This window comes from Roseivivax isoporae LMG 25204 (assembly GCF_000521865.1).
Classification (GTDB): domain Bacteria; phylum Pseudomonadota; class Alphaproteobacteria; order Rhodobacterales; family Rhodobacteraceae; genus Roseivivax; species Roseivivax isoporae.
In genome coordinates this window covers 1-26,190 of sequence record NZ_JAME01000014.1, presented here as the reverse complement: position 1 = coordinate 26,190, position 26,190 = coordinate 1, and the positions used below count along the sequence as shown (strand labels likewise).

Here is a 26,190-nt window from a genome sequence, read left to right as displayed (position 1 = left end):
TCGTGCGCCTCGAAGAACGACGTCCGGAGTGACGGAAAATATGCCTTGGTTTGTTTCCGCGCATCCCTGCAAGGCATTTCGGGGGTTCATCCGCCCGAATGCGCCGAACCCACCCCGCAAGGTCCCGGCCGTCCCCGCGGGGACCGGGGCGGGGCAGGGCGCTCGATCGCGGGCCGGAACCTCGATGCCGCACCGGGCGGACTGCGGACGGTGCCGCTCCGCAGTTGTATTGACGCGGTGATGCGCAATTCATAACAGGGTCGCGTCACGCCGTGGCGACGTTGCGCCGCCAGGGCTTCGTGGCCCGGCCCTGTATTACCGGATCGTGATCGCGTCATGCCGTTCAGGGGTGCCCCAGATGCCTGAAGACGTCGGCCTGCCTGCCGGAGGGCAAGCTCTGGTGCTGCGCCTTCTCGGGGCGATGGCACGGACAACGGCGGACGGACTCGATGCGACCTTCGCCCGCGCCCTGCGCGACCTTGGCCGCTTCGCGCATGCCGACCGCTGCTACATCTTCGAGGTGCAGCCCGATGCCACGGTGCGCAACACCTTCGAATGGGTCGAGGACGGCATCGCGCCCGAGATCGACAACCTGAGCGCCGTGCCGGTGGACGCGCTGACCGAATGGTTCGAGGTGTTCCGCGAGGGCCAGCCGGTGCACCTGCCCGATGTCGCCGCGCTGCCCGGGACCTCGACGGTGAAGCCGCTGCTCGAGGCGCAGGGGATCCGGGCCGTCCTGGTCGTGCCCTTCGCCGACGACAGCGGGGTGCACGGGTTCATCGGCTTCGACAACAACCGCACCACCGGATCCTTTCCGGGCGAGGTGGTGGCCCTCCTAGCGGCGGCGGCGGACCTCGTCTGGGGCACGCTCAGCCGCGTGCGTGCCGACCGCCTGCAGCAGGAGACGACCGACCGCATGTCGGCGCTGCTGGCGGCGATGCCGGACCTCGTCTTCGAACTCGATGCCGGCGGTCGCTATACCGGCCGCGCCGCGGGGCCGACCGACATGATGATCGTGCCGGTGGAGGAGCGGATCGGGCGTCACATCTCGGACGTGCTGCCGCCGCACGTGGCGGCCGAGTTTGCCGCGGGAATGGAAGAGGCCGAGGGCGGGATGGTGTCCCGTCCCCGCCGGTACCGCATCGAGCACAACGACCGCCGGCTCTGGCACGAGGTCGTCTTTGCCCCGATCGGCACCGAGGGCGGGGTGATGTGCCACATCCGCGACGTCACCCGTGACGAGATGGCGCGGCGCAGGCTCGAAAGGCTCGGCAAGGCGGCCGAGATGATGACGAACCACGTGGTGCTGACCGACCGCGCCGGCACCGTCCTCTGGGCCAACCGCGCCTTCATCGAACGCTCGGGCTGGGCATTGGACGAGATGCTGGGCCACCCGATCTACGACTTCACCCGCAGCCCCAATACCGATCCCGAAATCGCCGCCCGGATCGCCCGCGCCATGGAGGCCGGCAGCCAGTTCACCGGCGAGCTGGTGAACCGCACGCGCGAGGGCGAGGATTACTGGGTCGACCTCAACATCAGCGAGGCGCGCGACCTGAGCCACGGCGATCCGGTGGTCATCAACGTCGCCACCGACGTGACCGAGCTCAAGCGCACGCGGGACCGGCTTGCCAACATCATCGACGGCGCGGCCGCGGGCACCTGGGACTGGAAGCGGGGCAGGGACCGCGTGCGGGTCAACGAGCGCTTCGCGCAGATCCTGAACCGCCCGCACGCCGAGCTTGCCGACATCCCGGTCATGGACCTGATGGCACTGATCGTCGACGAGGACCGCGAGAACGTCCTCGCGGTGCTCGAGCGGCTGCGCGTGGGCGCGGGCGCGACCTTCGATACCGAGTTCCGCATGCGCGCGGCCGACGGCACGCCGGTCTGGGTCGAGGTGCGCGGGCGCGTGATGGCCCGCCGCGCGGACGGCATGGCCGACAGCGTCGCGGGCGTGCTCATGGACATCTCGGAGCGCAAGGCGGCCGAGGAGGAGCTGCGCTGCATCAACGCCCGGCTGCAGGACGCGATCGAACACCGCGAGGCGGCCGAACGGCGGTTCCGCGACATCGCCGCCATCTCGGACGACTGGTTCTTCGAACTGGATGCCGAGCTTGGCCATGTCTACGTGTCCGAGAACTTCGAGAACATCGTCGGCACCTGCGCGTCCGAGATGCTGGGCCGTCCGCTGCGCGACCTGGCCGGGCTGGCGGTGGACGAGGCGGACTGGCCGTCCCTGGAGGCGGAGCTCGCGGCGCGCAGGCCGTATACCGGGTTCCTCTTTGCGCGGCGCAGCGAGCAGGGGGCCCGGTCGTGGCTGCGCCTGTCGCTGACGCCGCATTTCCGTGCGTCGGACGGCGGCTTCCTCGGCTATCGCGGCGTCGGGTCGGACGTGACCGCGCTCAATGCCGAACGGCTGCGGGCGCTCGACGCGAGCCGCGCGAAGGGCAAGCTCCTCGCCACCATGAGCCACGAGATCCGCACGCCGCTCAATTCCATCCTCGGCATGGCCGAGCTGATGGAGGCGCACGTGACCGGCGATCGCCAGCGCGAGATGCTGGCGACGATCCGCGGCTCGGGCGAAATGCTCGTGGGCATGCTGAACAACCTGCTCGACATGTCGAAGATCGAGGCGGGGCAGCTCGAACTCGCAAGCCAGCCGCTGAACCTCCGCCGGCTCGTCGAGGGCGCGTCGCGCATCTATGCCGCGCAGGCGCAATCCCGCGGCATCGATTTCGACCTCCTGCTCGGGCCCGGCGCGGATGCCGGGCGCGTGGGCGACGCGCACCGCCTGCAGCAGGTGCTGCAGAACCTCGTCAGCAACGCGTTCAAGTTCACCTCGGAGGGGCGCGTCGCCGTCCGGCTGTCGGCGCGGCCGGGCAAGCCCGTGATCATCGAGGTATCGGATACCGGCATCGGCATGACCGACGACCAGGTGCGCACGGTCTTCGACCCCTACCAGCAGGCCGACAGCCAGATCGTCGCGCGGTTCGGCGGCACGGGGCTCGGCCTGTCCATCGTGCGCGAACTCGTGGCGCTGATGGCTGGCACCATCGACGTCAAGAGCGCGCCGGGGGAGGGGACGACCTTCCGCATCACGCTGCCGCTGGCCGAGGTGCCGCTGCCCGCGGGGGTCGATGCCGCGGACGCGGCCGCGGGCGAGCCGCGGCCGGACCAGGTCCTGGCCGGGCGGCGCATCCTGATCGCCGACGACAGCGCCACGAACCTCGCCGTGGCGACCGGCATGCTGCACGAGACCGGGATCGACTTGGTGCGCGCCGAGGATGGCGGGCAGGCGGTCGATCTGTGGCTCGAGGCGTCGCGTACCAGCCGGTTCGACCTGCTCCTGCTCGACATCGCCATGCCGCGGGTGGACGGGGTGACGACGCTCGCCCGCATCCGCGCGGCCGAGGCGGCGGCGAACCTTCCGCCCGCTCCCGCCGTCGCGGTGACCGCGAACGTCATGACCGAACAGGTGGTCGATTACGTGCTGGCAGGGTTCGACAGCGTGCTGGCGAAACCGTTCCGCAAGAGCGAGCTGCACGCGGTGCTGCACACCCTCCTGCCGCCGCCGGCGGACGGGCCGGCGCTGTCGCCCGCGGCCCCGCGCCGCCGCGTGGCGCTGCCGAGCGTGCTCCTGGCCGACGACGACGCGATCACGCGCGAGATCTTCGCCGAGTTCCTGAACGGGATCGGCCAGTTCGACGTCGTGGCGGTCGAGGACGGACGGCAGGCGCTGACGGCTGCGCTGCGCCGGCCCTTCGGGTTGATCGTCATCGACCGCAAGATGCCCGAGCTCAGCGGCGACCGCGTGATCCGCGCCCTGCGCGGCAGCGAGACGCCGAACCGGGCCACGGCCATGGTTCTCGCCACCGGCGACGTGACCGACCTGCGCGCGGGCAGCCCCGCGCGTGCCGAACCCGACCTGTACCTGCCGAAGCCGATCGATTCCCGGCTATTCGCGCGGGCTGTGCGTACGCTCATGGGGACCGAATGAAGACTTCCACGCCACGGCCGCGCGGCGCACGATTGGTGCGCCCGTGATCGACCTCGCCCAGACACCCGTCCTCTTCGCGCTCGGCAACGCCGCGGCGATGGCCGTCCTGGTGCTCGGCCTGTTCGCCCGCGCGTTCTTCAACGGCAAGCCGTTCTTCCTCGTCACCCTGGTGGCGGTCATCTGGTGGCTTTGCGCCGCGGCGCTCGAACTGTCGGCCGAGACGCGCGACGCGAAACTCGTCTGGGCGCAGGCGACGTGGCCGGGGATCGCGCTGGTGCCGGCCGCCTGGGCCATGTTCCTGACCGATTTCTGCTTCGAGACGCGGCACGACCGGGACCGGCGCTACTGGGCGGCGGTCTTCGCCGCACCTGTCGTGGTGACGCTGCTCGCCGCGACGAACGGCTGGCACTGGGCGTTCTACGGGCAGGGCACGCGGCTCGTCGGGGACTCGGGGCTTGCCTACAACGATTACGAGCACGGGCCGCTGTTCTACCTCGCGGCGGCGTTCCTCTACGTCGCGTTGATCTACACTGTCGGGGTTCTCGCCTACGCCTCGCTGCGCGCGCAGGTGCTCTACCGTCCGTTCTTCCGAACGCTGTTCTTCGTGACGCTGATCCCGCTCGCCGGGAATTTCGGCTACGTCGTCTTCGGGCTCACCATCTTCGGCTTCGATCCGACGCCGTTCCTGTTCGTGTTCACCTTCCTTCTGCTGGGCGGCATCCTCCTCGTCAGCCGGGTGCTCGACCTCGACACGATCGGCTGCGAGGTGCTGTTCCGCAACGCGCTCGACGCGGTCATCGTCTACGGCGTCGACGGCACGCTGTCGGGCTGCAACGACGCGGCGCGCGACCTGCTCGGTCCGGCGCTCGGGCGGGCGGGCCAGCCGCTGCCCAGGGGCGGGCCGATCTGGGACTACGCGGCGCGCCACATCGATGACGACGAGGCGCCGGCGCCCCACCTCGTGCGCATGGAGGGCCGGGCCATCGACATGCGTCTCATCCCGATCCACCGGCCGCTGCACCGGCGGGTCCGGGTCATGGGCTGGGTGCTGACGCTGCGGGACGCGACCGACCTGCTGCAGCTCTCGGACGCGCTGACCGAGGAGCGCGACCACCTCGTCAACGTGATGGAAAGCAGCGGCATCGGCTTCTTCATCATCGCCGCGGACGGACGCATCCTCTACGCCAACCACGAGGCCGAGAAGATCACCGGCCGCTCGCAGAAGGACATCCTGTCGTGGGGGATCGACCGACCGGTCTGGCACCTCGTGGACCTCGACGGCAAGAAGCTCCGCCCGGAGGAGTACCCGGCGGCGCAGGCGCTGCGTTCGGGGTCGGCCGTAAACAACGTGCGCGTGGCACTCGTGCTGCCGGATGGCTCGCGCAGGATCATTTCGATCAACGCGCTGCCCTTTACCGATTCCGAGGGGACGAAGGTCGTGTGCAGCGTCACGGACGTGACCGAGGAGGAGCGCGCGACCGAGGCGCTGCGTGCGCAGATCGAGCGCGCCGAGGCCGCGAACCGGGCCAAGTCGCAGTTCCTCGCGCTGATGAGCCACGAAATCCGGACGCCCCTGAACGGCGTGCTCGGCATGGCCGAACTGCTGTCGGACGGACAGCTCGCGCCGGAGCAGGCGCGCAAGGTCGACGTCATCCGCAATTCAGGCCGGATGCTGCTCGACATGCTGAACGACGTGCTCGACGCGGCGCGGCTCGACGGGGGCGAGATGCGGCTCGAAACGCTCGCTTTCCGGCCAGCCGACATCGCCGCGCAGATCGACGCGGCCTTCGCGCAGCAGGCCGAGGAGAAGGGCCTCGAATGGGAGGTCTTCGCCTCGGCCGAGGCGGACATCGAACGGCTTGGCGATCCGGCGCGCGTGGCGCAGATCCTGCGCAACCTCGCGAGCAACGCCATCAAGTTCACCGAGACGGGCGTCGTCACCGTCACCGTGTCGGCCCGCAAGGGACGCCCGGTGGTCCTGACCGTGACCGATACGGGGCAGGGGGTCGAGGAAGCCCGTCTCGCGCAGCTCATGGAGCCGTTCTGGCAGGCGGACCGCAGCACCACGCGGCGCCACAGCGGATCGGGGCTCGGGCTGACCATCGTCGCAGGGCTGTCGCGCATCATGGGCGGCGATGTCCGGTTCAAGTCCACGCCGGGCGAGGGGACTCTGGCCGAGGTGACGCTGCCCCTGCCCGAGGCGTGAGGGTCAGATCGCCTCGACCGGGCCGGGATAGCGCGCGACCTGCGCGTCCGCGGTCAGGAGCGTCAGCCCCTCCACGCGCGCCTGCGCCACGAGGATCCGGTCGAACGGATCGCGGTGGATCGGCGGCAGCCGGCCGGTCTCGAGCGCGTGCAGCCCCGTCACGGCGAGTTCCACGTAGCCTGCGGCAAGCAGCGCCTGCCGCAGGCGCGCGCCGTCCACCTCGAAATCCGGGCGGTCGAGCGCGGACTTGATCGCGATCTCCCAGAGGCTCGCGGCGCTGAAGACCGGCGTCTCGGCCGGATCGTCGATACGCGCCCGCACCGCGACGGGCAGACGCTCCGACGCGCCCGCGGCCCACAGCAGGACATGCGTGTCGAGAAGGAGGCTCATCCGCCGAAGAGGTCCGCGATGTCCTCGCCGCCCATGCGGTCGAAATCGTCGGGCACGCGCATCGCGCCCTTCAGGATGTCGAGGCGCCCGGCCGCGCGCGGCGCCTCGGCGATCGCCTCCACCTTCACGAGCGGCTTGCCCGCCCGCGCGATGACGAACGGCTCCCCGGCGACCGCCGCGGCGATCAGCCGGGACAGGTTGGTCTTGGCATCGTGGATGTTGACCACCTTCATGGCGCTCTCCCGGACTTAGTCCGATCAACTTAGTCCGAGCGGGCCGGCTTCGCAAGATCCGCAGGTCGGTCCTGAGCCGCCGATTGCACGATGGCGGCGAGCTGCGACAGCTGGCCCTGGAGGGGCGAGGACCCGCGCCAGACCATGCCCACGGTCCGGGTCGGTTCCGGCGCGGCGAAGCGGGTGACCGACACGTCGGCCGACCGCGTCTCGACCGGCACCGCCATCTCGGGGATCAGCGTGACGCCGAGGCCCGCGCCGACCATCTGCACCAGCGTCGACAGGGACGATCCGTCGAGGCCGTCGCGGGGCAGGGCAGGGCGCATGCTGCAGAACGACAGCGCCTGGTCGCGGAAACAGTGCCCTTCCTCCAGCAGCAGCAGCCGCATGTCGCGCAGACGGTCCGGCGGCGGCGGCGGCAGGCCGGCCTCCTCGGCCGTGCGCACGAGCACCAGCGCCTCGGAAAAGAGCGCCACCTCCGTCAGGTCCGGTTCGGAGATCGGCAGCGCGACGATGGCCGCGTCGAGCCGCCCGGCGCGCAATTCGTCCACCAGCCGCGGCGTCACGGATTCCCGCACGTGCACGTCGAGGTCGGGATAGGCGTGCGCGATCGCGCCGACGATCCGGGGCAGGAGGTACGGCGCGATGGTCGGGATGACGCCGATCCGCAACCGGCCCGAAAGGCCCTCGCGTGCGGCGCGGGCAAGGTCGCCCAGTTCGTCCACGGCGCGCAGGATCTCGCGGGCGCGCAGCGCGAAATCCTCGCCGAACCCGGTCAGCCGCACCTGCCGGGCGCCGCGCTCGAACAGCGTCACCCCGAGCGACGCCTCGAGTTCGCGGATCTGCACCGACAGGGCCGGCTGCGAGATCGCGCAGGCCTCGGCGGCGCGGCCGAAATGGCCATGCCTGGACAGCGCCTCGAAATAGCGGAGCTGCTTCAGGGTGAGGTTGCTCATAAGGCAGAGTTATCGCGACGATCGGAAAATGCAACTTTTGCCAATGGACACGATCTGCTAGCAGACGGGCATGTTGCGAAACGGACATGCGGGAATCGCGGGACGCGGGATCGGACCTGTCTTCGGGACGGGGCGCATCGCCGCCCGGACCCCGGAACCCGCGCGTCAAGGGTTGTCGTGTTCTTCGACGCGACACACGTTTTCGCCAGAATGCCGGCGGGGTCCCTCGGACTGACGCCGCAACACACCAACCGAGCCAGAGACGGAGAGAGCCATGGACGGCAACGACATCGAGAACAGCGGGAAATGCCCGGTCATCCACGGGACGTTCAAGCATGCGACGTCCAGCGTCCGCTCGAACAAGGACTGGTGGCCGAACCGGCTGAACCTCAAGATCCTCAGCCAGAACTCCCCGCTCACCGACCCGATGGGCGGCGAGTTGAACTACGCGGAAGAGTTCCGGAAGCTCGACCTCGACGCGGTGAAGGCCGACCTGACCGCGCTCATGACCGACAGCCAGGATTGGTGGCCGGCGGACTACGGGCATTACGGACCGTTCTTCATCCGCATGGCGTGGCACTCGGCCGGCACGTACCGCACCGGTGACGGCCGCGGCGGCTCGTCCTCCGGCACCCAGCGCTTCGCGCCGCTGAACTCCTGGCCGGACAACGGCAACCTCGACAAGGCCCGCCGCCTGCTGTGGCCGATCAAGAAGAAGTACGGCCGCGCGCTGTCGTGGGCGGACCTCTTCGTGCTGACCGGCAACGTCGCACTCGAATCCATGGGCTTCAAGACCTTCGGCTTCGGCGGCGGTCGCGAGGACATCTGGGAACCCGAGGAGGACATCTACTGGGGCACCGAGGAGAAGTGGCTCGCCACCTCCGACGAGCCGAACAGCCGCTACGCAGAGGGACGCGCGCTCGAGAACCCGCTGGCGGCCGTGCAGATGGGCCTCATCTATGTGAACCCCGAGGGTCCGGACGGCCGTCCCGATCCGCAGGCCTCGGCACATGACATCCGCGAGACGTTCTCGCGCATGGCGATGAACGACGAGGAAACTGTCGCGCTGACCGCGGGCGGGCACACCTTCGGCAAGGCGCACGGCGCGGGCGACGCCTCGCTCGTGGGTGTCGAGCCCGAGGGCGGCGACATCGCGGCGCAGGGTCTCGGGTGGCTCTCGACCTACGAGAGCGGCATGGGCAAGCACGCCATCACCTCGGGTCTCGAGGGTCCGTGGACGCCGACGCCGACCAAGTGGGACATGAGCTATTTCGACCTGCTGCTCGGCTACGAGTGGGAACTGACGAAGTCCCCCGCCGGCGCGAACCAGTGGACGCCGGTCGGCATCCGCGAGGAGCACAAGGCGCCGCAGGTCGACGGGTCGGACGAAAAGGTCATTCCCATGATGTCGACCGCCGACATGGCGATGAAGGTCGATCCGGCCTACCGCGAGATCTCCGAGCGGTTCCACAAGAACCCCGACCAGTTCGCGGATGCGTTCGCGCGCGCCTGGTTCAAGCTGACGCACCGCGACATGGGCCCGAAGGTGCGCTACCTCGGCAAGGAAGTCCCGGCCGAGGACCTGATCTGGCAGGACCCGGTGCCCGCCGCGGACTACCCGCAGATCGAGGCGGCCGACGTGGCCGATCTCAAGGAACGCATCCTCGCCTCTGGCCTGTCGGTGCAGGACCTGGTCAAGACCGCGTGGGCCTCGGCCTCGACCTTCCGCGGGTCGGACAAGCGCGGCGGCGCCAACGGTGCGCGCGTCCGGCTTGCGCCGCAGAAGGACTGGCCGGTGAACGAGCCCGCGAAGCTCGCCGAGGTGCTGAAGGTCTACGAGGGCATCAAGGCCGACTTCGACGGCGCCGCCACGGGCGGCAAGAAGGTGTCGCTCGCAGACCTGATCGTGCTCGGCGGTTCCGTCGGCGTCGAGAAGGCGGCGAAGGACGCGGGTATTTCGCTCGAGGTGCCGTTCACGCCGGGCCGGACCGATGCCACGGACGACCAGACCGACGCCGAGTCCTTCGACGTGCTCGAGCCGATGGCGGACGGCTTCCGCAACTACCTGCGGACCGACTTCACCGTTCCGACCGAGGAGCTGCTGATCGACAAGGCGCAGCTGCTGACGCTGACCGCACCCGAGATGACGGTTCTTGTCGGCGGCATGCGGGCCATCGGCGCCAATTTCGACGGTACGTCGCACGGCGTCTTCACCGACCGTCCGGGCGCGCTCACGAACGACTTCTTCGTGAACCTGCTCGACATGGGCGTGGTCTGGACCGCGGTCGACGACAGCCAGCAGGTGTTCGAGGGCCACGACCGCGCCACCGGCGCGGTGAAGTGGACGGGCACGCGCGTCGACCTCGTGTTCGGTTCGAACTCCGAGCTGCGCGCGCTGGCCGAGGTCTATGGCTGCGACGACGCGAAGGAAAAATTCGCCCGCGACTTCGTCAAGGCGTGGACCAAGGTGATGAACGCCGACCGCTTCGACGTCGCCGCCTGACGCGGCGCACCGCATGCGAGTGAGGGGCGTCGCCGGCCTTCCGGCGGCGCCCCCACATTTCGCGGCCTGTCCGCGGCGGGCCGCCTTTTGTGCCGAACGGAGGCCGCGCCATGACCGCATCCCCCATGCCCACCACCGAGGCGCAGCTGGTCGACCGGCTGGCCGGAATGCCGCGCGACCGCCGCACCCTCGTCGGGATCGTGGGCGCGCCGGGATCGGGCAAGTCTACGGCGGCCGACACGATCCTCGCCGCGCTCGAGGCCCGAACGCCGGGTCGCGCCGCGGTCCTGCCCATGGACGGCTTCCACTACGACGACGGTCTCCTGACCGCGCGGGGCCTCCTGGCGCGCAAGGGCGCGCCCGAAACCTTCGACGTGGGCGGATTCTACCATGTCCTGCGGCGGCTCAGGGCGCAGGACGAGGACGAGGTCATCGTCCCGGTCTTCGACCGCGGCATCGAGGTCGCGCGTGCCGGCGCGCGGGCGATCCCGGCCTCCGCCGACCTGATCCTCGCCGAGGGGAACTACCTGCTGCTCGACCGCGATCCCTGGACCCGGCTTGCGGGCGTGTTCGACCTGACCGTGTTCATCGACGTGGCCGAGGACGAGCTGCGCCGCCGCCTCGAGGCCCGCTGGACCGGCCACGGCCTGGCGCCGGAAGCGATCCGCGCCAAGCTCGAGCAGAACGACCTGCCGAACGGACGCCTTGTCCGCACCTCGAGCCGGGCGGCGGATTACGTCATGACGCCTCGCTCGCCCGGATGATTACATAAGACAGATTATCCGCAAAACCGCATGCGCGCGACCGGACGGCCGCGCGCGGGGTTTGCGTCAGATGTAGGTGAGGTCGTCGATGCCGAAATAGCCGTCGGCGTCGATCACGAGGCGGTTGATGTTCTCGAACCGCTCGCCGTCGAGCTGGCTGCCGAACGCGATGATCTCCTGCGCGCCGACGTTGTCGGCGACGAAGCTGATCTGCCCCACCGCTTCCGCGATGCCGTCCGCGTAGGCGGTGACGGTGATCACCCGCTCGACGGCGCTGGCATCGACGTTCACCGCGTTGAACGCGGCGCTGACGAAGTTGAACGCGTCCGCGCTGTAGATCTCGAGCGGTGAGCCGGCTTCCGCTCCGTAGCCGTCGTAGCCGGGCTGATCGGTCCCGTCCTTCTCGCCGATGAAACCCACGTTCGGGTCCGAGGTGGGGTCGTAGCCGATCTGCGCGTCGCCCGCGGGATTGAAGATGCCGAGCTGCGACCACTCGAAGCCCGCATAGCAGTTGCTGCCGCCGTTCAGTTCGAGCAGCGACGCCTCGCCGCCGTCCGGCAGGGCGAAGTCGTCGAAGTCCACCACCTTGAGCAGGCCGGAAAGGTCGACGCCGTCGGCCAGGTCGTCGAAGGTCAGCCGCAGGTCGCCGAGGCCGCTCTTGTCGGCGTCGATGCGCACGACGATGTCGTTGCCGTGCACGGTCACGTAGCTCTGGCCGTGGCCCTTCGCCGCGCCGGCCGCGTCGACCAGCGCGAGAAAGTCGGTGAACTCTTCCGAGCTGTCGATCTGCAGGCAGGTCTTGCCGAAATAGCTGCCCATCAGGTCGAAGCGCAGGACGTGGGCGTCGGGGTCGAAATCCGTCAGCACCTTGTCGCCGCGCGCGATCGGCGAGAACGCGAGCAGCTGCGGCAGCGAGGCCCAGGTCCCGTTGTTGGTCGGGTCGCCGTCGAGGAACGACCACAGGAAGCTCTTGTTGGCGGTGACGCCGAAATCGTAGGTCGCGTCGCCGAGACCCACGAGGATCGGGTCGCGCACCCCGATGGTCCGCGCCTCCGGTGTGCCAAAGGTTGTGTAGCCGACGGGCATCGCTCGTTACTCCCTCGTTCATGCAGGTGCGGGCATGAGTTCATGCGCACGTGATCAACGCGAGAGCACCATTCGAGCATTTCCCTCCGCCTTTCGGTCAGGATCAGGCCGGGGCGGTCCGGACGGCGCGGGCCTGGGGCCGTTCGCGCAGCATCAGCATGGCGGGCGTCACCACCAGCGTCAGGACCGTCGCGACCGTGAGCCCGCCCGCGATCGCGCTCGACAGCTCGGTCCAGTACTGCGTCGAGGGCGCGCCGTAGACGATCTCGCGCGACAGGAAGTCGACATTGAGCCCGATCACCATGGGCAGGAGCCCGAGCGCGGTGGTGGCCGAGGTCAGGAAGACCGGCCGCAGGCGCTGCGCCCCGGTCCGGAGCGCCGCCTCGAGCGGAGCCGCGCCCGCCCGTTTCAGGTCGTTGTAGGTGTCGATGAGGACGATGTTGTTGTTCACGACGATCCCCGCGAGCGCGATCACGCCCACGCCGCCCATCACGATCCCGAAGGGCCGCCCGGTCACCACCAGCCCGAGGAGCACGCCCGCGACCGAGAACATGATCGCGCTCATCACGACAAGTGCCTGGAAGAAGCTGTTGAACTGCAGGACGAGGATCATGAACATGAGCCCGATCGCCGCGACGAAGGCGCCGGCGAGGAACATCATGCTTTCCTGCTGGTCCTCGGACTCCCCGGCAAAGGTCACGTCGGCGTCCTCGGGCATGTCCGCGCCCGCGAGCGCGCCACGCAGTTCCGCGATCCGGTCGTTGACCAGCGCCCCCTGCGCCACGTTGGCCTCGATCGTGGTCACGCGGCGCTCGTCGATCCGCCGGATCACGCCGACGCGCTCCACAGGTTCAAAAGAGACGAAGTTCGAGATCGGCACGAGCCCGGCCGACGTCGGCACCCGCAGGTTCCCGAGTTCGGCGAGCGAGCGGTCGTCGCTCGGGAACCGCACGCGCACGTCGAGCTCGCCGTTCGCGTCCGCGGGCCGGTAGTCGGTCACCGTGATCCCCTGGGTCAAGAGCTGGATCGCCTGCCCCAGGAGGCTCACATCCGCGCCGAAGCGCGCGGCCTCGGCCCGGTCGACATTGATCGCGACCTCGACCCCCGGCAGCGGCCGAGTGTCGGTGACGTCGGTGAAGCCGCCCACCCGCTCCATCGTGGCGAGCACGGTCTCGACCGCGTCGGCCTGGACCGCCGGGTCGCGCGCGGACACGCGCAGGTTCACCGGCTTGCCGCTGGCCGGACCGCCGCTCTCGGTCTCGACCTGCACCTCGATGCCGGCGATGTCGGCCATGTCCGTGCGGATGTCCGCGGCGATCTCGGCGGCCGGACGCCGTGCCTGCCAGTCCACGAGATCGAGCTGGAGGGTGCCGATCACGTCCTCGTCGCCCCGGCCCGCGCTCATGGTCGACCGGGCATAGACGCTTTCCACCCCCTCGGAGCCGAGGAGCCGGCGTTCGACCTCGCGCACGAGGTCGTCGCGCTCGTAGATCGACAGGTTGTCCCGCGCGCGAACCTGCACCTGCATGAACTCGGGCTCGACCGAGGGAAAGAAGCTGATCCCGCGCCCGAACTGCCCGTAGATCGAGAACGCCCCGAGGAGGAGCGCCAGCGCCAGCAGGACCGTCGTCCACGGCCGCAGGATCGCCTTTTCCAGCAGCCGGACATAGAGCCCGGTGATCCCGGGCACGTCGCGCGGATCGCCGTGCTCGGCCGCGTGCAGCACCCGCTTCGACGCGGCGGTCTGCGGCTGCGCCCGGCCGATCACCCCGCCCACCACGGGAATGAAGACCAGCGCCATGAACAGCGACGCGGTCAGCGTCAGGATCACCGTGATCGGCAGGTATTTCATGAACTGCCCGATGAGGCCCGTCCAGAACAGCAGCGGGAAGAACACGCTGAGCGTGGTCGCGGTCGAGGCGATGACCGGCCATGCCATGCGCTTGGCCGCGTGGGCATAGGCCGCGCGGGGGCTGTCGCCCTCGTGCAGCCGGCGGTCGGCCAGCTCGACCGTCACGATGGCGCCGTCGACCAGCATGCCGACGACGAGGATCAGCGCGAACAGCACGACGATGTTCATGGTGTAGCCCATCGCCCAGATCGCGGCGACGCCCGCGAGGAACGCGCCGGGGATGGCGAGCCCCACCAGCACCGCCGAGCGCAGCCCGAGCGCGAAGACGATCACGATCATCACGAGGATCACCGCCGCGATCACGTTCGATTCGAGGTCCGAGAGCAGCGTCTTCACCTGCTCCGACTGGTCCTGCAGGTAGGTGACGCGCACGCTTTCGGGCCAGTCCGTGCGCAACGTCTCGATCGCGTCGCGGGTCGCGGCCACCGTGTCGATGATGTTGGCGCCGGACCGCTTCGTCACCTCGAGCGCAAGCGCCGGCTGCCCGTCGATGCGGGCGAACCCGGTCGGATCCTCGAAGGCGCGACGTACCGTCGCCACGTCGCCGAAGGTCACGACGGTGTCGCCCTCGACCTTCACCGGCATCGCCATGACGTCCTCGAGATCCTCGATGAGGCCCGGCACCTTCAGCACGATGCGCCCGCCGCCGGTCTCGATGGCGCCCGCCGCGATCAGCTGGTTGTTGCGCTGCAGCTGGCTGATGAGCGTCTCGAAGCTGAGGTTGTAGGTCTGGAACACCGTCGGATCGATCAGCACCTCGAGGAATTCCTCGCGCGCGCCGCCGATGTCGACCTCGAGCACGCCGGGCAGCGCCTCGACCCGGTCCTGCACCGCGTCGGCAAGGTCGTTCAGCGTGCGCTCGGGCACGGGGCCCGACAGGACCGCGGTCACGATGGGAAAGAGCGCGGTGTTGATCTCTGTCACGTTGAGATCGGTCGCGTCCTGCGGCAGGTCGCTCTCGACCCGGTCCGCCGCCTCGCGCACCTTGTCGAGCGCCTCGTCGATGTCGCCGCCCGCGGCGAATTCGAGCTGCACGCTGGCAAAGCCCTCGGCCGCCTCGCTCGACATCTGCTCGAGTCCCTCGATGGCCCCGAACTCGGCCTCCATGGGCTCGAGCAGGAGCCGCTCGGCGTCGCTCGGGCTGATCCCGTCCACCGTGGTCGACACGTAGACCAGCGGCAGCGGCACTTCCGGGTTCGCTTCCTTGGGGATCGCCACGTAGGCGATCGCGCCGACGGCGAGGATCATGCCGAGCACGATCACCATCGCGCGGGTGCGCGAGAACGCGGCGTCGATGATCGCGTTCATTCCGTGATCTCCGGTGCCGCGTCGGCCTGCGCCGCCGCGGGCGCCGCGTCCTCCTCTCCGGCCTCGCTGGCGCGGACCTCCTCGCCCTCGCGGACGAAACCCTGTCCGACGGTGATGATGCGCGCGCTGTCGGGCAGGCCGCGCACCCAGACGCCGTCGATCTCGGCCCGCACCACCTCGATCGGGTGGAACCGGACGAGTCCGTCCTCGACGGTCTTCACGCCGATCTCGCCGTCGGGGTCGAGGGAGACGATCGAGGGTTGCACGAAATGCGCGGACGCGGTTCCGGTAGGCACGACGATGCCCGCCGACACGCCCGCGGGGATCTCGCCGCCCGGGTTCGGCACCTCGATCTCGGCGAGGAAGGTCCGCGTCTCGGACGCGGCGGCGGTGCCGACGAAGGTCACCGTGCCCTCGCGCGTCTGCCCGGTGATGAAGCTGACCTGCGCCGACTGCCCCTCCTCGAGACGGTTCAGGGCCTGCTGCGGCACCTGCACGGCGATGGTCAGGGGATCGTTGTCGACGATGCGGGCGACGGTCTCGCCGGTCCCGACATATTCGCCCTCGTTGATGTCGAGCCGCTCGACCCGGCCGGCGAAGGGCGCGCGCACGGTCAGGTCCTGCAGCGACCGCTCCGCCGCCGCGAGCTGGGATTCGGCCGCCGCCAGCGTGGCGCGCGCCTCCGCCACGCGGTCGGCCGTCGCCACGCCGCGCTCGAGCAGCTGGCTTGCATTGTCGAATTCGCGCCGCGCCCGCGCGAGCTCCTCCTCGGCCTGCCGCAGCGCGGCTTCCGCCTGGTCCGAGGAGAGCCGCGCCAGCACCTCGTCCCGCTCGACGCTGTCGCCCTTCCGCACCGGCAGCTCGACCACGTTGCCGGCGGCCTCGGCGGGCACGGTGGTGTCGCGGTCGGGTTCCGCCTGCCCCTCCGCGCGGAATGTCAGCGTCACCTGCTCCGCCTCGGACTGCCGCACCAGGACCGAGGGCGGCTCGGGCGCCGCGGCCTCGGTTGCGACCGGCGCCTCGTCACCTCCGGGCAGGACTAGGCCGCTGCCCATCCAGCCCACGATCGCCAGAAGCAGCAGGAGCGCGATCCAGAACGACCGCGACGATCCGCGATCCGTGTCGAAGCGCAGGTCGGACGCCCCGGCGCCCTGCTGCCCGGTCTCTCGAGCGCTCATGTGATGTCCTCTTCGCTGCCTGTCGCGACGGGATCGGCCCCATGGCCCCAGATGCCGACTGGCGGGCGGATTGCAACCCGCGCGGCGTGCAGGATACACGAACGTGACCGGGCGGACGACCCCGGGAAGGCCGGGGTTCAGCCGCTGCCCGCTGCCCCGAGCGCGCGCAGCGCAGCGCCGACCGCGTAGGCGACCGCGGCCGCCGTCCCCCCGACGAGGAGCGTCTCTATCCCGGTGCGCCACCACGACCGGAGCGACCAGCGGCTCTTGAGCGCGCCGATGGCGAAGAAGGCGGCGAGGGTCGCGACCGTCGCCGCGGCGAAGGGCGCCGGCGCGCCCGCCACGAATGGCAGCAGCGGCACCGCGCCCGCCGCGACGAAGGCCGCGAAGGTGACCAGGGCCGCCGCGCCGGCCCGCGGCGTGGCCAGCGACTTGCCGTAGCGGTCGGTCAGGACGAGGTCGAGCCACGCGTCGCGCCGCCGCTCGAACGCCCCGACCGCCGCGGGCACGATCGCCGAGTCGAAGCCCCGCGCGGCAAGGAGCGCTCCCAGATCCGCCCGCGCACGGTCCGGCGCATGCTCGATGCGCCGCGCCTCGAGCATGCGCAGCCGCGCGATGTCCTCGGCCTCCGTGCGGGTCGCGGAATAGTTGCCAAGCGCCATCGACACGCCGTCGGCCAGGAGGTTGGCGAGACCCAGCACCAGGATCACCGGCTGCGGAAGGTCCGCGCCCTGCACGCCCGCCACCACAGCGAACGTGGTCACGGCGCCGTCGATGCTGCCGTAGACGGCGTCGCGCAGGTGGGCGGGCGGCCCGGGAGAGGCGACGCGCCCCTCGGGCGCTGCGGTCATTCGGGGACCTGGATGCTCTCGATCCAGGCGGTGAGATCGGCGATCGACCGGCTGGTCACGACCGGCTGGCCCGACTCGGTGCGCGTGATCGCCACCTCGAGCTCGAAGAGCGGACCGAAGACCGGCATGATGACGCCGTGGCCCGGAACATCGGCCCGCCCGTCGATCCGGCGCATCACCTCGAGCGCCGGGAACGTGCCGCCGTTGCGCGCGGCGACGCGGGTGAGGTCCGCGGGGGGCCGCGACAGCAGGTCGGCGAAGTCGCCGTCGCCCCTGCCCCCGGTGCCGTGGCAGCTCTGGCAGAAGACGGAATAGACCTCGTGCCCGGCCTCGGGCGAGGGGTCGTCGTCGGGTGCCGCGCGGAGCGGCGCCGCGGCGAGCAGGGCGGTCAGGGCAAGGGCAACGGGGCGCATGGTCTCTCTCCTCGGCGATTGCCCCGGCGGATCGGCCGCGGGGCGCGAGCCCGAGCATGGCGCGGATCGTCCGCGCGGACCTTGATCCGCATCAACGCGCGGGCCGTCCGCACGAGCGATCATGCCCCCACGACTCGACAGGACCGGCCGCGGCAGGGCGTCCCGCCCTGCTGCCCGCACCGGACCGCTGACAGGAGGAAGGCCCATGACCTACAGAACCGTTTCGACCGCGCTCATCGACCGTCACGGCTCCGACGCGCTGGACGCTGCCATCGAGCACGCCCGGCACTGGGACGCGCATCTCGACGTCAGCTGCTTTGCCGAGGAGGAGGTCGAGCCGGGCATCGGCCTCTACGGCACGGCGATGCTGGTGCGCACCGCCGGCACCGCGCAGGACCGGTGCGACACGCTGGCCGACGCGGCGCGCATGCGGCTCGAGCGGTCGGGCGTGCGCTGGACCTGCCAGACCCGCCCGGCCCCAGCGGGCGGCGCCGCGCGCGATTTCGTCCGGCAGTCGCGCTGCGCCGACATCGCGGTGCTGCCACGGCCCCTGGGCCCCGGCGCGCGCGACTGGGATTCGGTGTTCTTCGACGCGATGCTGTTCGATGCGCGGCTGCCGGTTCTCGTGGCCGTGAACGATGCCCAGCCCGACTACCGCACCGTGCTCGTGGCGTGGGACGGCAGCGCGGTGGCGCTGGCGGCCGCGCGCGCGGCGCTGCCGGTGTTGCGGGCCGCGGACAGCGTGGCGCTTGCCGTGTCGGTCAAGGACGGCGCGACGCGGCAGGCGCTGATCGAGGGCGCGCGCGACGCGGCGACCTTCCTGTCGCGCCACGACGTGCACGCGGACGTGCGCGCGCTGGAGGCGGGCAGCGGGTCGGTCGCGGGCGACATCCTCGCCTGCGCGCGCGACATCGGCGCGGGGCTCGTCGTCATGGGCGCGTACGGCCATTCGCGCTTGCGCCAGAGCCTTCTCGGCGGCGTCACCCGCGAGGCGCTGCAGCGCACCGACCTGAACCTGCTCGTGGCCCATTGAGGACCCTCCCGGCCGCGGCGTTCCGCGCCGCGGCCGGGCACCGCTTCAGGCGTCGAGCGCCTCGGCTGCCCCCGGCACGCGATGCAGCATCTGCACCAGCCGGCCGGCCTCGCGGTGGTAATCCTCGAGCGCCCGGTGGCCGTGCCGCAGGAGCGCCACCTGCGCATCGATGGGATTGGTGCAGCGCATGAGCGCGCGCTGCGTCTCGACATCGGTCAGGAGCCGGTCCGCCAGGAAGCCCCAGAGCTCCGTGCCGATCTCGACCCATGCCTGCATCGCCCGGATGCCCGCCGGGACCTCGGGCGCCGCCGTCCCGGCACCGGGCTCCGTCTTCGTCGCGCTCGTCATGATGTTCCTCCTTCGATGCGCCGCTTGCGCGTCCATCCTGCCGCGTCCGCGCGCCCTGCGCGTTGATCGAGGTCAACGACGCGCCGCGGCGCGGACGTCAGGGTGGCCCCTGCCCGCCGCGCCCGTTCCGCGGCGGTGCCGCATGCAGAGGAGCCGCCCCATGTCCGTCCGCCCCGTCCACGTTCTCGCCTGCATCCTCCTCGGGGCATGCGGGCCCGAGACACCGCCGCCCGAGTCCGGGGTCGTGCAGGGCCGCGCGCTGTTCCTCGCCCAATGCGCGGGGTGCCACGGGGCGTCCGGCCAGGGCGACGGGCCGGCGGCGGCGGGCCTGCAGCCCGCGGATCTCACGCGCATCGCGGCGCGGCGGGACGGGGTCTGGCCGGTGCTCGAAGTCATGTCGATCCTCGACGGCTACGCGCGCCGCACCACGCCCCGGCCCGGCATGCCGGTCGTGCCCGCGCTGACCGAGGGGCCGCGCGTGCCCTTCGACAGCGGCAACGGGATGGTCCGCGAGGTGCGCGCGAACCTCGTTGCGGTCGCGCGATACCTCGAGACGCTGCAGGTGCCGCCGCCCGGGCGGCGCGTGCCCTGAGGACCGGTCGCGTCAGGCGGGCATCGCGGCGCGTCCGGCTGTGCTGCGCCGCGCGACGACCTCGAAGCCCAGGTCGACCACACGCGCGGCCGGGTCCGTCCCGTCGAGGCGGCCGAGCAGCAGCTCGACCGCGCGGCGTCCCATCTCGCGCCGGTTCGTGCGCACGCTGGTGATGCCCGGCTCGCTCGCCGCGGCGAACTCGAAATCGTTGAAGCCGCAGAGCCCGAGCCGGTCAGGCACGTCGAAGCCGCGGCGCAGCGCCTCGAACAGCACGCCGAGCGCCAGGTCGTCGTTGTTGCAGAAGACCGCGTCCACTTCGGGGCACCGATCGGCGAGGCGCGCGAAGAGCGCCGCGCCCGCCGTCACGCTTGACGGATCCGCCGTGGTCTCCACCCGTCCCGCGTCGAACATGCCGGCTTCGGACAGGGCCGCGCGGTAGCCGGCGAAGCGGCGCAGGGTGCGCGGGTCCATCTGCGCGCCAAGGAACGCGACATTGCGGTAGCCCGCGTCGACAAGGTGCCGGGTCGCCGCGTGCGCCGCCGCCTCGTGCGAGAAGCCCACCATCATGTCGACGGGTTCGGGACCGATATCCATGATCTGCACCACCGGGCACTGGGCGTCGGCCAGGAGCCGCCGCGAGGTGTCGGTCTGGTCGACGCCCGCGATGATCATCCCGGCGGGCCGCTGGCTGAGGAAGACGCGCAGAAGGCCCTCCTCGAGCTCGGGCTGGTAACGCGTGTTGCCGTGCTGGATGTCGAAACCCGTGCCTTCGATCCCGGAATAGATGCCCTCGAGCACGTCGGTGAAGACGTGGTTCGTCACCGACGGAACCAGCACGCCGATCACGTCCGCGCGCCCCGAGGCCAGCGCGCGCGCCGCGTAACTCGGCACGTAGCCGGTCGCGGCGACGGCGGCGAGGATTCGCTGGCGCGTCGCCTCGGCCACCAGCGTGGGGTCGCGGAGCGTGCGCGATACCGTGGATTCGCTGACGCCTGCCGCCCGCGCCACATCGGCGAGCCGAGCCCTCCGCAGTTTCGTTCCCGACAAGACCGACCTCCCCGCACGTTCACGTGCAACGTTTTATTGACAGATGACAGCGCTGTCATCTAGATGAAAGCGCTGTCATACAGATTCGAGGGAGGCGATCACATGACGGCCCAAGGGCGGACCATCGTCGTCATGGGGACCTGCGGCGTCGGCAAGACGACGCTCGCGGCCGCGCTCGCGCGGCGCACGGGGCGACCGTTCCTCGAGGGCGACAGCTTTCATCCGCCGCAGAACGTGGCGGCCATGCGCGCGCAGCGCCCGCTGACCGACGAGATGCGGGCGGGGTGGCTCGACGCGATTGCCGCCGCGGCACGGGCGACGCCGGGGGCGATCGTCAGCTGCTCGGCGCTGAAGGAATCCTACCGCGATCGCCTGCGCGCGGGCATCGGCCCGATCACGCTGATCCACCTCTACGGCGACCGGGCGCTTCTCGCGGAGCGCATGCTGGCCCGTACCGACCACTTCATGCCGGTCTCGCTGCTCGACAGCCAGCTCGCGCTTCTGGAGCCGCCCGCGCCGGGACCGGACTGCCTTCACCTCGACGTGGCCGCCCCGACCGGGCGGCTCGTCGACGCCGCGCTGGCCTTTCTCGGGGCCGGCGTCCTTTCGACCCACGACATGTCAGATGGAGGAAACTGACCATGACCATCCGTACCCTTCTCGCCGCGACCGCGCTGAGCCTCAGCGCGGGCGCCGTCCTTGCGCAGGAGCACACGTTCCGCTTCCAGTCCTCGGATCCCGCGGGCAACCCGAACTTCCAGCTGCAGCAGCAATGGGCCGAGAGCGTCGCCGAGATGTCGGACGGCGCCATCGAGATCGACCTCCTGCCGGTCGAATCCATCGTCGCGCACAACGAGACGCAGGACGCCATCGCCGCGGGCATCCTCGACGGGCACGTCACCGACACCTCCTATTTCGCGGGGCGCGACGCGGCCTTCGGCCTGATCGCGAACCCGGTCGGCGCGTGGTCCGCGCCCGAGGAGATGTTCGGCTTCATGGAGGACGGCGGCGGCGCCGAGCTCATGAACGAGCTCGTGGAACCCTACGGCCTGCACTTCATCGGGGCGACCACCCCGGGCCTCGAATCCTTCGTCTCGGCCGTCCCGCTCGAGGGCGTGGACGACCTGCAGGGCCTGAAGATGCGCGCGCCCGAGGGGCTGGTGCAGCAGGTCTTCGCGGCGGCCGGCGCCTCGCCGGTCAACCTGCCCGGCTCCGAGGTCTTCACCTCGCTCGACAAGGGCGTGATCGACGCCGCGGACTACACCGTGTTCTCGACCAACCAGGCGCAGGGCCTGCACGACGTGGCGCCGCACCCGGTCTATCCCGGCTTCCACTCCATGCCGCTCGTCGAGATCAGCATGAACAAGCAGAAGTGGGACGCGCTGCCGGCCGAGCTGCAGGACGTGCTCACCCAGTCCGTGCGCGACTTCTCGCGGGCGCAGGTCGCGGCGCTGGCCGAGGCGGACCAGGCCGCGGTCGAGGAAGCGAAAGCCTCGGGCGAGGTGACAGTGCATGACTGGTCCGACGAGGAGCGCGCCAAATTCCGCTCCATCGCCCAGGGCGAATGGGAGAAGGTCGCCCAGCGGTCGGAGAACGCGCAGAAGGTCTACGACGCGCTGACCGCGTATCTCGAGAGCCAGGGCCTGCTGAACTGAGGCCGGACCGATCCGGCGGGGCGCCTCCGCGTCCCGCCGACCGCAAGGGGGAGGAGACACCACATGAGCGAGAGCGAGCCGGAGCACCCGGACGTGCGGGAGAACCGCGGCGCGATCCCCGAGGCGGGCGCGCTCGGACGCTGGGTCGACCGCGGCGGACTGGTCTTTGCCGCGGGCATCGTCGTCGCGATGCTGATCCTGATCCAGGAGGTCGTGCTGCGCTACGTGTTCAACGACCCGACGATCTGGGCGCACGAGACGACTGTGTTCCTGTGCGGGGTCGCCTTCGTCTATGGCGGGCTCTACTGCGCCGCGCGTGACAGCCACATCCGGGTGGTGCTGGTCTACGACACGCTCGGGCCGCGCATGCGGCGCCTCTTCGACATCGCCATCTCCGCCGTCTGCGCGGTGGCCTCGGCGTTCTTCGCGTGGGCGGCGTGGCTCATGGTGTCGCGCGCGGCCTTCGCGCCCGACGGCGCGATCCGGCTGGAACGCTCGGGCAGCGCCTGGAACCCCCCCTATCCGGGCCTCGTCAAGATCTTCCTCCTGCTGGTGATGGCGGCGCTCGCCGTCCAGTTCGTCGTGCTGGCGTGGAACCATGCGCGGGGGCGCCGCTGATGGAAATCTTCGGTTCTCTGCAGGGTCTGGGCGTCGGTCCCGCGACGCTCCTGATGTTCGCGATGCTGCTGGTGCTGCTCGTCACGGGCATCCCGCTCGCCTTCGTCACGCTGCTCGTGGCGCTCGTCTTCGCGCTTGGCTGGTTCGGTCCGATGGCGGTGCCGCTCATCACCTCGCGGGTCTATTCCTTCGTCGGTTCCTTCGTCTTCGTGTCGGTGCCGATGTTCGTGCTGATGGCGGCGATTCTCGACCGGTCGGGCATCGCGCGCGACCTCTTCGACGCCATGCGGCTGGTGGGCGGGCGGCTGCGCGGCGGCGTCGCGATCCAGACGATCTTCGTCGCCGTGATCCTCGCCGCCATGTCGGGCATCATCGGGGGCGAGGTCGTTCTGCTGGGGCTGATCGCGCTGCCGCAGATGCTGCGGCTCGGCTACGACCGCAACCTCGCCATCGGCGTCGTCTGCGCGGGCGGCGCGCTCGGGACCATGGTGCCGCCCTCCATCGTGCTCATCATCTACGGGCTGACCGCGAACGTGTCGGTGGGTGACCTCTTCCAGGCGGCGCTCATCCCGGGCCTGATGCTCGCGGGGTTCTACGTGGCCTACGTGCTGATCCGCGCCTGGCTCGACCCCAAGGCGGCGCCGGCGCTGACCGGGCCCGCGCCGTCCACGTCGGAAAAGCTCCGGCTCCTGCGCGGGCTCGTCCTGCCGATCCTCGTGGTGATCGCGGTGCTCGGCTCGATCTACGGCGGCATCGCCAGCGTGACCGAGGCCTCGGCCGTGGGGGTCGCGGGCGTGATCCTGTCCACCGTCGTGCGCGGCGAGTTCACCTTCACGCTGCTCAAGGACGCGGCGTTGCAGACGCTGCAGACCGTGGGCATGATCGTCTGGATCGGGATCGGCGCCTCGGCGCTCGTGGGCGTGTTCAACCTCATGGGCGGCATCGATTTCGTGTCGGCGCTGATCACCGGGGTGTCGGACAACCCCCACGTCATCCTCATCTTCATGATGGTGATCCTCTTCGTGCTGGGCATGTTCCTCGACTGGGTGGGCATCGCGCTGCTGACCATGCCGATCTTCGTGCCGATCATCACCGACCTCGGCTTCGACCCTGTCTGGTTCGGGGTGGTGTTCTGCATGAACATGCAGGTGAGCTTCCTGTCGCCGCCGTTCGGGCCGGCAGCGTTCTACCTGAAATCGGTGGCGCCGCCCGACATCAGCCTCGGTGACATCTTCCGCTCGCTCCTGCCCTTCATCGCGCTGCAGGTGCTGGCGCTGGCGGTGCTCATAGCCTTTCCGGGCATCGCCTGGCTCTGAGATCCGCCGGCGCGGCGCGGCGACGATTGCCGCGCCGGCCCCCGCCCGTTAGAGACGGGCGCGACAGAGGACAGGACCGACCGGGGGGGACGGAATGGCAGGGAAACGGCAGCGGACGGCGCGGCGGGGCGCCCTGTGGCTTGCGGCGCTCGTGGCGCTTTCGGCCTGCGGCCAGTCGGAACGGATCGTGTCGCTGCGCCAGACCGAGGTCGACTGCATGGCGCGCGCGATGTTCTTCGAATCCGTCCGGTCGAGCCGCGACGGCATGGTCGCGGTCGGCACCGTGGTGATGAACCGCTTGGCCTCGCCCGACTTTCCCGACACGGTCTGCGCCGTGGTGGGTCAGCCCAACCAGTTCGCGCCGGGCGTCCTGACCCGGACCATGGACGGCCCCTGGGCCGCCGTCGCCCGCGAGACGGCCATCGCGACCCTCGCCGGCGAACGTCACCCGATGATCGAGCGCGCGCGGTTCTTCCACGCGGCGACCTACCGGGCGGGCTATGACAACATGCATTACGTGGTGACCACGGGCGGCAACGCCTTCTACGAGAAGCGCCGCCCGCACCTCGTCACGCGGCCGACACCGCCCGCGCCGGTCGAGGGCCTGACCGGGGGCTGAGCCGCCCGTCAGGCGTGCTGGCCCCCGTTCACGTCGATTGAGGCGCCGTTCACGTAGGACGCCTGCGGCGAGCACAGGAACAGCACCACGCGCGCGACCTCGTCCGGCGTGCCGAGACGGCGCAGCGGGATCTCCGCGATCATCTCCTCGGTCCCGGGCGACAGGATCTCGGTCTCGATCTCGCCGGGCGTGACCATGTTGACGCGGATGCCCCGCGGCCCGAGTTCGGCCGCGGCTTCCCGGGTGAGCGCGGCCAGCGCCGCCTTGGAACAGGCATAGGCCGCGCCGGCGAAGGGATGCACGCGCGAGCCGACGATCGAGCCCACGTTCACCACCGCGCCCCGCGCCGCCTCGAGTTCCGGCAGGAGGTCGCGCATGAGCGCCGCGGGCCCGATCAGGTTCACGCCGAGCACCTGCTGCCAGAGCCCGTCGTCGCTTTCGGCGATGCCCATGCGTTCGCCGTCGGGGCCCTTGGGCGAGATGCCGGCATTGTTGACGATGGCCGTCAGCCCCTCGGGCCCGAGGGTGTCGCGCACCTGCGCGACGAGCGCCGCGCGCGAGCCGGGCTCGGCGATGTCACCCTGGAAATGGTCCGTCGATCCCGCATGCCACGGGCAGCGCTCGTCGAAGGCCGTGCGCGACACGGTCAGCACCCGCCACCCCGCCGCCTGGAAGACCTTGACCGTGGCGTGCCCGATTCCGCGGCTCGCCCCCGTCAGCAGTAGCGTTCCGCCCGTCATCGCGTGTCCAGCCTCCGGCCCCGTGAGGGCTCACCATCGCACTGCCCGTCCGGCACGGCAACACGCCATCTCGCGGCTCATGCGGCCGAAGCGGCGGCGGGACGCGACGCCCGGAGGGGCGCCCGCTCCGCCGCCTGCGCGGGTGCGGTCCACCGCAATCTCAGCGCGTTCGACAGCACGAAGACCGACGACAGCGCCATGGCGCCCGCGGCCAGCACCGGCGACAGGAGCGTGCCGTTCAGCGGATAGAGCACCCCCGCCGCCACCGGGATCAGCGCGGTGTTGTAGCCGAACGCCCAGAACAGGTTCTGGCGGATGTTGCGCATGGTGGCGCGGCTGACCGCAACCGCGTTCGCAACGCCGGTGACGTCGCCCGACATCAGCACGACGTCGGCCGCGTCGATGGCGACGTCGGTGCCGGT

Annotated in this window: 22 protein-coding genes and 1 pseudogene; 11 read left to right on the top strand and 12 right to left on the bottom strand. The window is 70.6% G+C overall.

What is annotated here, in order from left to right:
• Window positions 1–358 precede the first annotated feature (358 nt).
• Window positions 359–4,000 (top strand): PAS domain S-box protein, encoded by a 3,642-nt coding sequence (locus tag RISW2_RS23490; RefSeq protein WP_084615336.1) that lies wholly within the window; start codon window positions 359–361, stop codon window positions 3,998–4,000.
• A 43-nt stretch (window positions 4,001–4,043) separates the two neighbouring features.
• Window positions 4,044–6,206 (top strand): sensor histidine kinase, encoded by a 2,163-nt coding sequence (locus RISW2_RS23485; protein ID WP_051491931.1) that lies wholly within the window; start codon window positions 4,044–4,046, stop codon window positions 6,204–6,206.
• A gap of 3 nt (window positions 6,207–6,209) precedes the next feature.
• On the opposite strand, the gene RISW2_RS10500 is transcribed toward RISW2_RS23485, so the two are convergent.
• Genes RISW2_RS10500 through RISW2_RS10490 form a run of 3 tightly spaced genes read right to left on the bottom strand, consistent with a single transcriptional unit; the run spans window position 6,210 to window position 7,785 of the window.
• Window positions 6,210–6,596 (bottom strand): type II toxin-antitoxin system VapC family toxin, encoded by a 387-nt coding sequence (locus RISW2_RS10500; protein ID WP_043770285.1) that lies wholly within the window; start codon window positions 6,594–6,596, stop codon window positions 6,210–6,212.
• Complete coding sequence (locus tag RISW2_RS10495; protein ID WP_043770281.1) at window positions 6,593–6,829, bottom strand: type II toxin-antitoxin system Phd/YefM family antitoxin; 237 nt, start codon at window positions 6,827–6,829, stop codon at window positions 6,593–6,595. Before RISW2_RS10495 ends, RISW2_RS10500 begins: the two co-directional genes overlap by 4 nt.
• A gap of 29 nt (window positions 6,830–6,858) precedes the next feature.
• A complete protein-coding gene (locus RISW2_RS10490) occupies window positions 6,859–7,785 on the bottom strand; it encodes a LysR substrate-binding domain-containing protein (protein ID WP_043770278.1) in 927 nt (308 codons plus the stop codon).
• Window positions 7,786–8,059: 274 nt separating this feature from the next.
• On the opposite strand from RISW2_RS10490, the gene katG reads away from it, so the two are divergent.
• Both katG and RISW2_RS10480 read left to right on the top strand, forming a co-directional pair.
• Window positions 8,060–10,288: a catalase/peroxidase HPI gene (gene katG, locus RISW2_RS10485; RefSeq protein WP_043770274.1), complete on the top strand. Its 2,229-nt coding sequence runs from the start codon at window positions 8,060–8,062 to the stop codon at window positions 10,286–10,288.
• 110 nt (window positions 10,289–10,398) lie between these two features.
• Complete coding sequence (locus RISW2_RS10480) at window positions 10,399–11,052, top strand: nucleoside/nucleotide kinase family protein (RefSeq protein WP_084615335.1); 654 nt, start codon at window positions 10,399–10,401, stop codon at window positions 11,050–11,052.
• A 66-nt stretch (window positions 11,053–11,118) separates the two neighbouring features.
• On the opposite strand, the gene RISW2_RS10475 is transcribed toward RISW2_RS10480, so the two are convergent.
• From RISW2_RS10475 to RISW2_RS10455, 5 genes are all read right to left on the bottom strand, one after another.
• The gene (locus tag RISW2_RS10475; protein WP_043770270.1) at window positions 11,119–12,138 is read right to left on the bottom strand and encodes a hypothetical protein; all 1,020 of its coding nucleotides are present in this window, start codon (window positions 12,136–12,138) and stop codon (window positions 11,119–11,121) included.
• 103 nt (window positions 12,139–12,241) lie between these two features.
• Window positions 12,242–15,358: an efflux RND transporter permease subunit gene (locus RISW2_RS10470; RefSeq protein ID WP_043770266.1), complete on the bottom strand. Its 3,117-nt coding sequence runs from the start codon at window positions 15,356–15,358 to the stop codon at window positions 12,242–12,244.
• Entirely contained in the window at window positions 15,355–16,536 is a 1,182-nt protein-coding gene (locus RISW2_RS10465; protein WP_043770264.1) for an efflux RND transporter periplasmic adaptor subunit, read from the bottom strand. Before RISW2_RS10465 ends, RISW2_RS10470 begins: the two co-directional genes overlap by 4 nt.
• Before the next feature lie 137 nt (window positions 16,537–16,673).
• Complete coding sequence (locus tag RISW2_RS10460; protein ID WP_051491930.1) at window positions 16,674–17,387, bottom strand: VIT1/CCC1 transporter family protein; 714 nt, start codon at window positions 17,385–17,387, stop codon at window positions 16,674–16,676.
• On the bottom strand, window positions 17,384–17,800 hold the full coding sequence (locus RISW2_RS10455; protein ID WP_043770261.1) for a c-type cytochrome: 417 nt from the start codon (window positions 17,798–17,800) through the stop codon (window positions 17,384–17,386). The genes RISW2_RS10460 and RISW2_RS10455 overlap by 4 nt, the downstream gene beginning before the upstream one ends.
• Before the next feature lie 205 nt (window positions 17,801–18,005).
• On the opposite strand from RISW2_RS10455, the gene RISW2_RS10450 reads away from it, so the two are divergent.
• On the top strand, window positions 18,006–18,833 hold the full coding sequence (locus RISW2_RS10450; RefSeq protein WP_043770258.1) for a universal stress protein: 828 nt from the start codon (window positions 18,006–18,008) through the stop codon (window positions 18,831–18,833).
• A gap of 45 nt (window positions 18,834–18,878) precedes the next feature.
• On the opposite strand, the gene RISW2_RS25045 is transcribed toward RISW2_RS10450, so the two are convergent.
• Window positions 18,879–19,181, bottom strand: a complete 303-nt coding sequence (locus RISW2_RS25045) for a hypothetical protein (RefSeq protein ID WP_043770256.1) — start codon at window positions 19,179–19,181, stop codon at window positions 18,879–18,881.
• 160 nt (window positions 19,182–19,341) lie between these two features.
• Here RISW2_RS25045 and RISW2_RS25040 point away from each other — a divergent pair, with 160 nt between their 5' ends.
• A complete protein-coding gene (locus tag RISW2_RS25040) occupies window positions 19,342–19,773 on the top strand; it encodes a c-type cytochrome (protein WP_043770253.1) in 432 nt (143 codons plus the stop codon).
• Window positions 19,774–19,785: 12 nt separating this feature from the next.
• Here the strand turns inward: RISW2_RS25040 and gntR are convergent, their stop codons facing one another.
• The gene (gntR, locus tag RISW2_RS10435; RefSeq protein WP_043770250.1) at window positions 19,786–20,820 is read right to left on the bottom strand and encodes an HTH-type transcriptional regulator GntR; all 1,035 of its coding nucleotides are present in this window, start codon (window positions 20,818–20,820) and stop codon (window positions 19,786–19,788) included.
• A gap of 102 nt (window positions 20,821–20,922) precedes the next feature.
• Between gntR and RISW2_RS10430 the strand changes: the two genes are divergently transcribed.
• From RISW2_RS10430 to RISW2_RS10410, 5 genes are all read left to right on the top strand, one after another.
• Entirely contained in the window at window positions 20,923–21,459 is a 537-nt protein-coding gene (locus RISW2_RS10430; protein ID WP_043770246.1) for a gluconokinase, read from the top strand.
• A gap of 2 nt (window positions 21,460–21,461) precedes the next feature.
• Complete coding sequence (locus tag RISW2_RS10425; protein ID WP_043770243.1) at window positions 21,462–22,475, top strand: TRAP transporter substrate-binding protein; 1,014 nt, start codon at window positions 21,462–21,464, stop codon at window positions 22,473–22,475.
• A gap of 63 nt (window positions 22,476–22,538) precedes the next feature.
• On the top strand, window positions 22,539–23,093 hold the full coding sequence (locus RISW2_RS10420; protein WP_043770239.1) for a TRAP transporter small permease subunit: 555 nt from the start codon (window positions 22,539–22,541) through the stop codon (window positions 23,091–23,093).
• Window positions 23,093–24,409 (top strand): TRAP transporter large permease, encoded by a 1,317-nt coding sequence (locus RISW2_RS10415; protein ID WP_043770237.1) that lies wholly within the window; start codon window positions 23,093–23,095, stop codon window positions 24,407–24,409. The genes RISW2_RS10420 and RISW2_RS10415 overlap by 1 nt, the downstream gene beginning before the upstream one ends.
• 94 nt (window positions 24,410–24,503) lie before the next feature.
• A complete protein-coding gene (locus RISW2_RS10410; RefSeq protein WP_043770235.1) occupies window positions 24,504–25,028 on the top strand; it encodes a cell wall hydrolase in 525 nt (174 codons plus the stop codon).
• A gap of 8 nt (window positions 25,029–25,036) precedes the next feature.
• On the opposite strand, the gene RISW2_RS10405 is transcribed toward RISW2_RS10410, so the two are convergent.
• On the bottom strand, window positions 25,037–25,768 hold the full coding sequence (locus RISW2_RS10405; protein WP_043770232.1) for an SDR family NAD(P)-dependent oxidoreductase: 732 nt from the start codon (window positions 25,766–25,768) through the stop codon (window positions 25,037–25,039).
• A 77-nt stretch (window positions 25,769–25,845) separates the two neighbouring features.
• Window positions 25,846–26,190 (bottom strand): annotated as a pseudogene (locus RISW2_RS10400) (heavy metal translocating P-type ATPase); the annotation flags it as partial.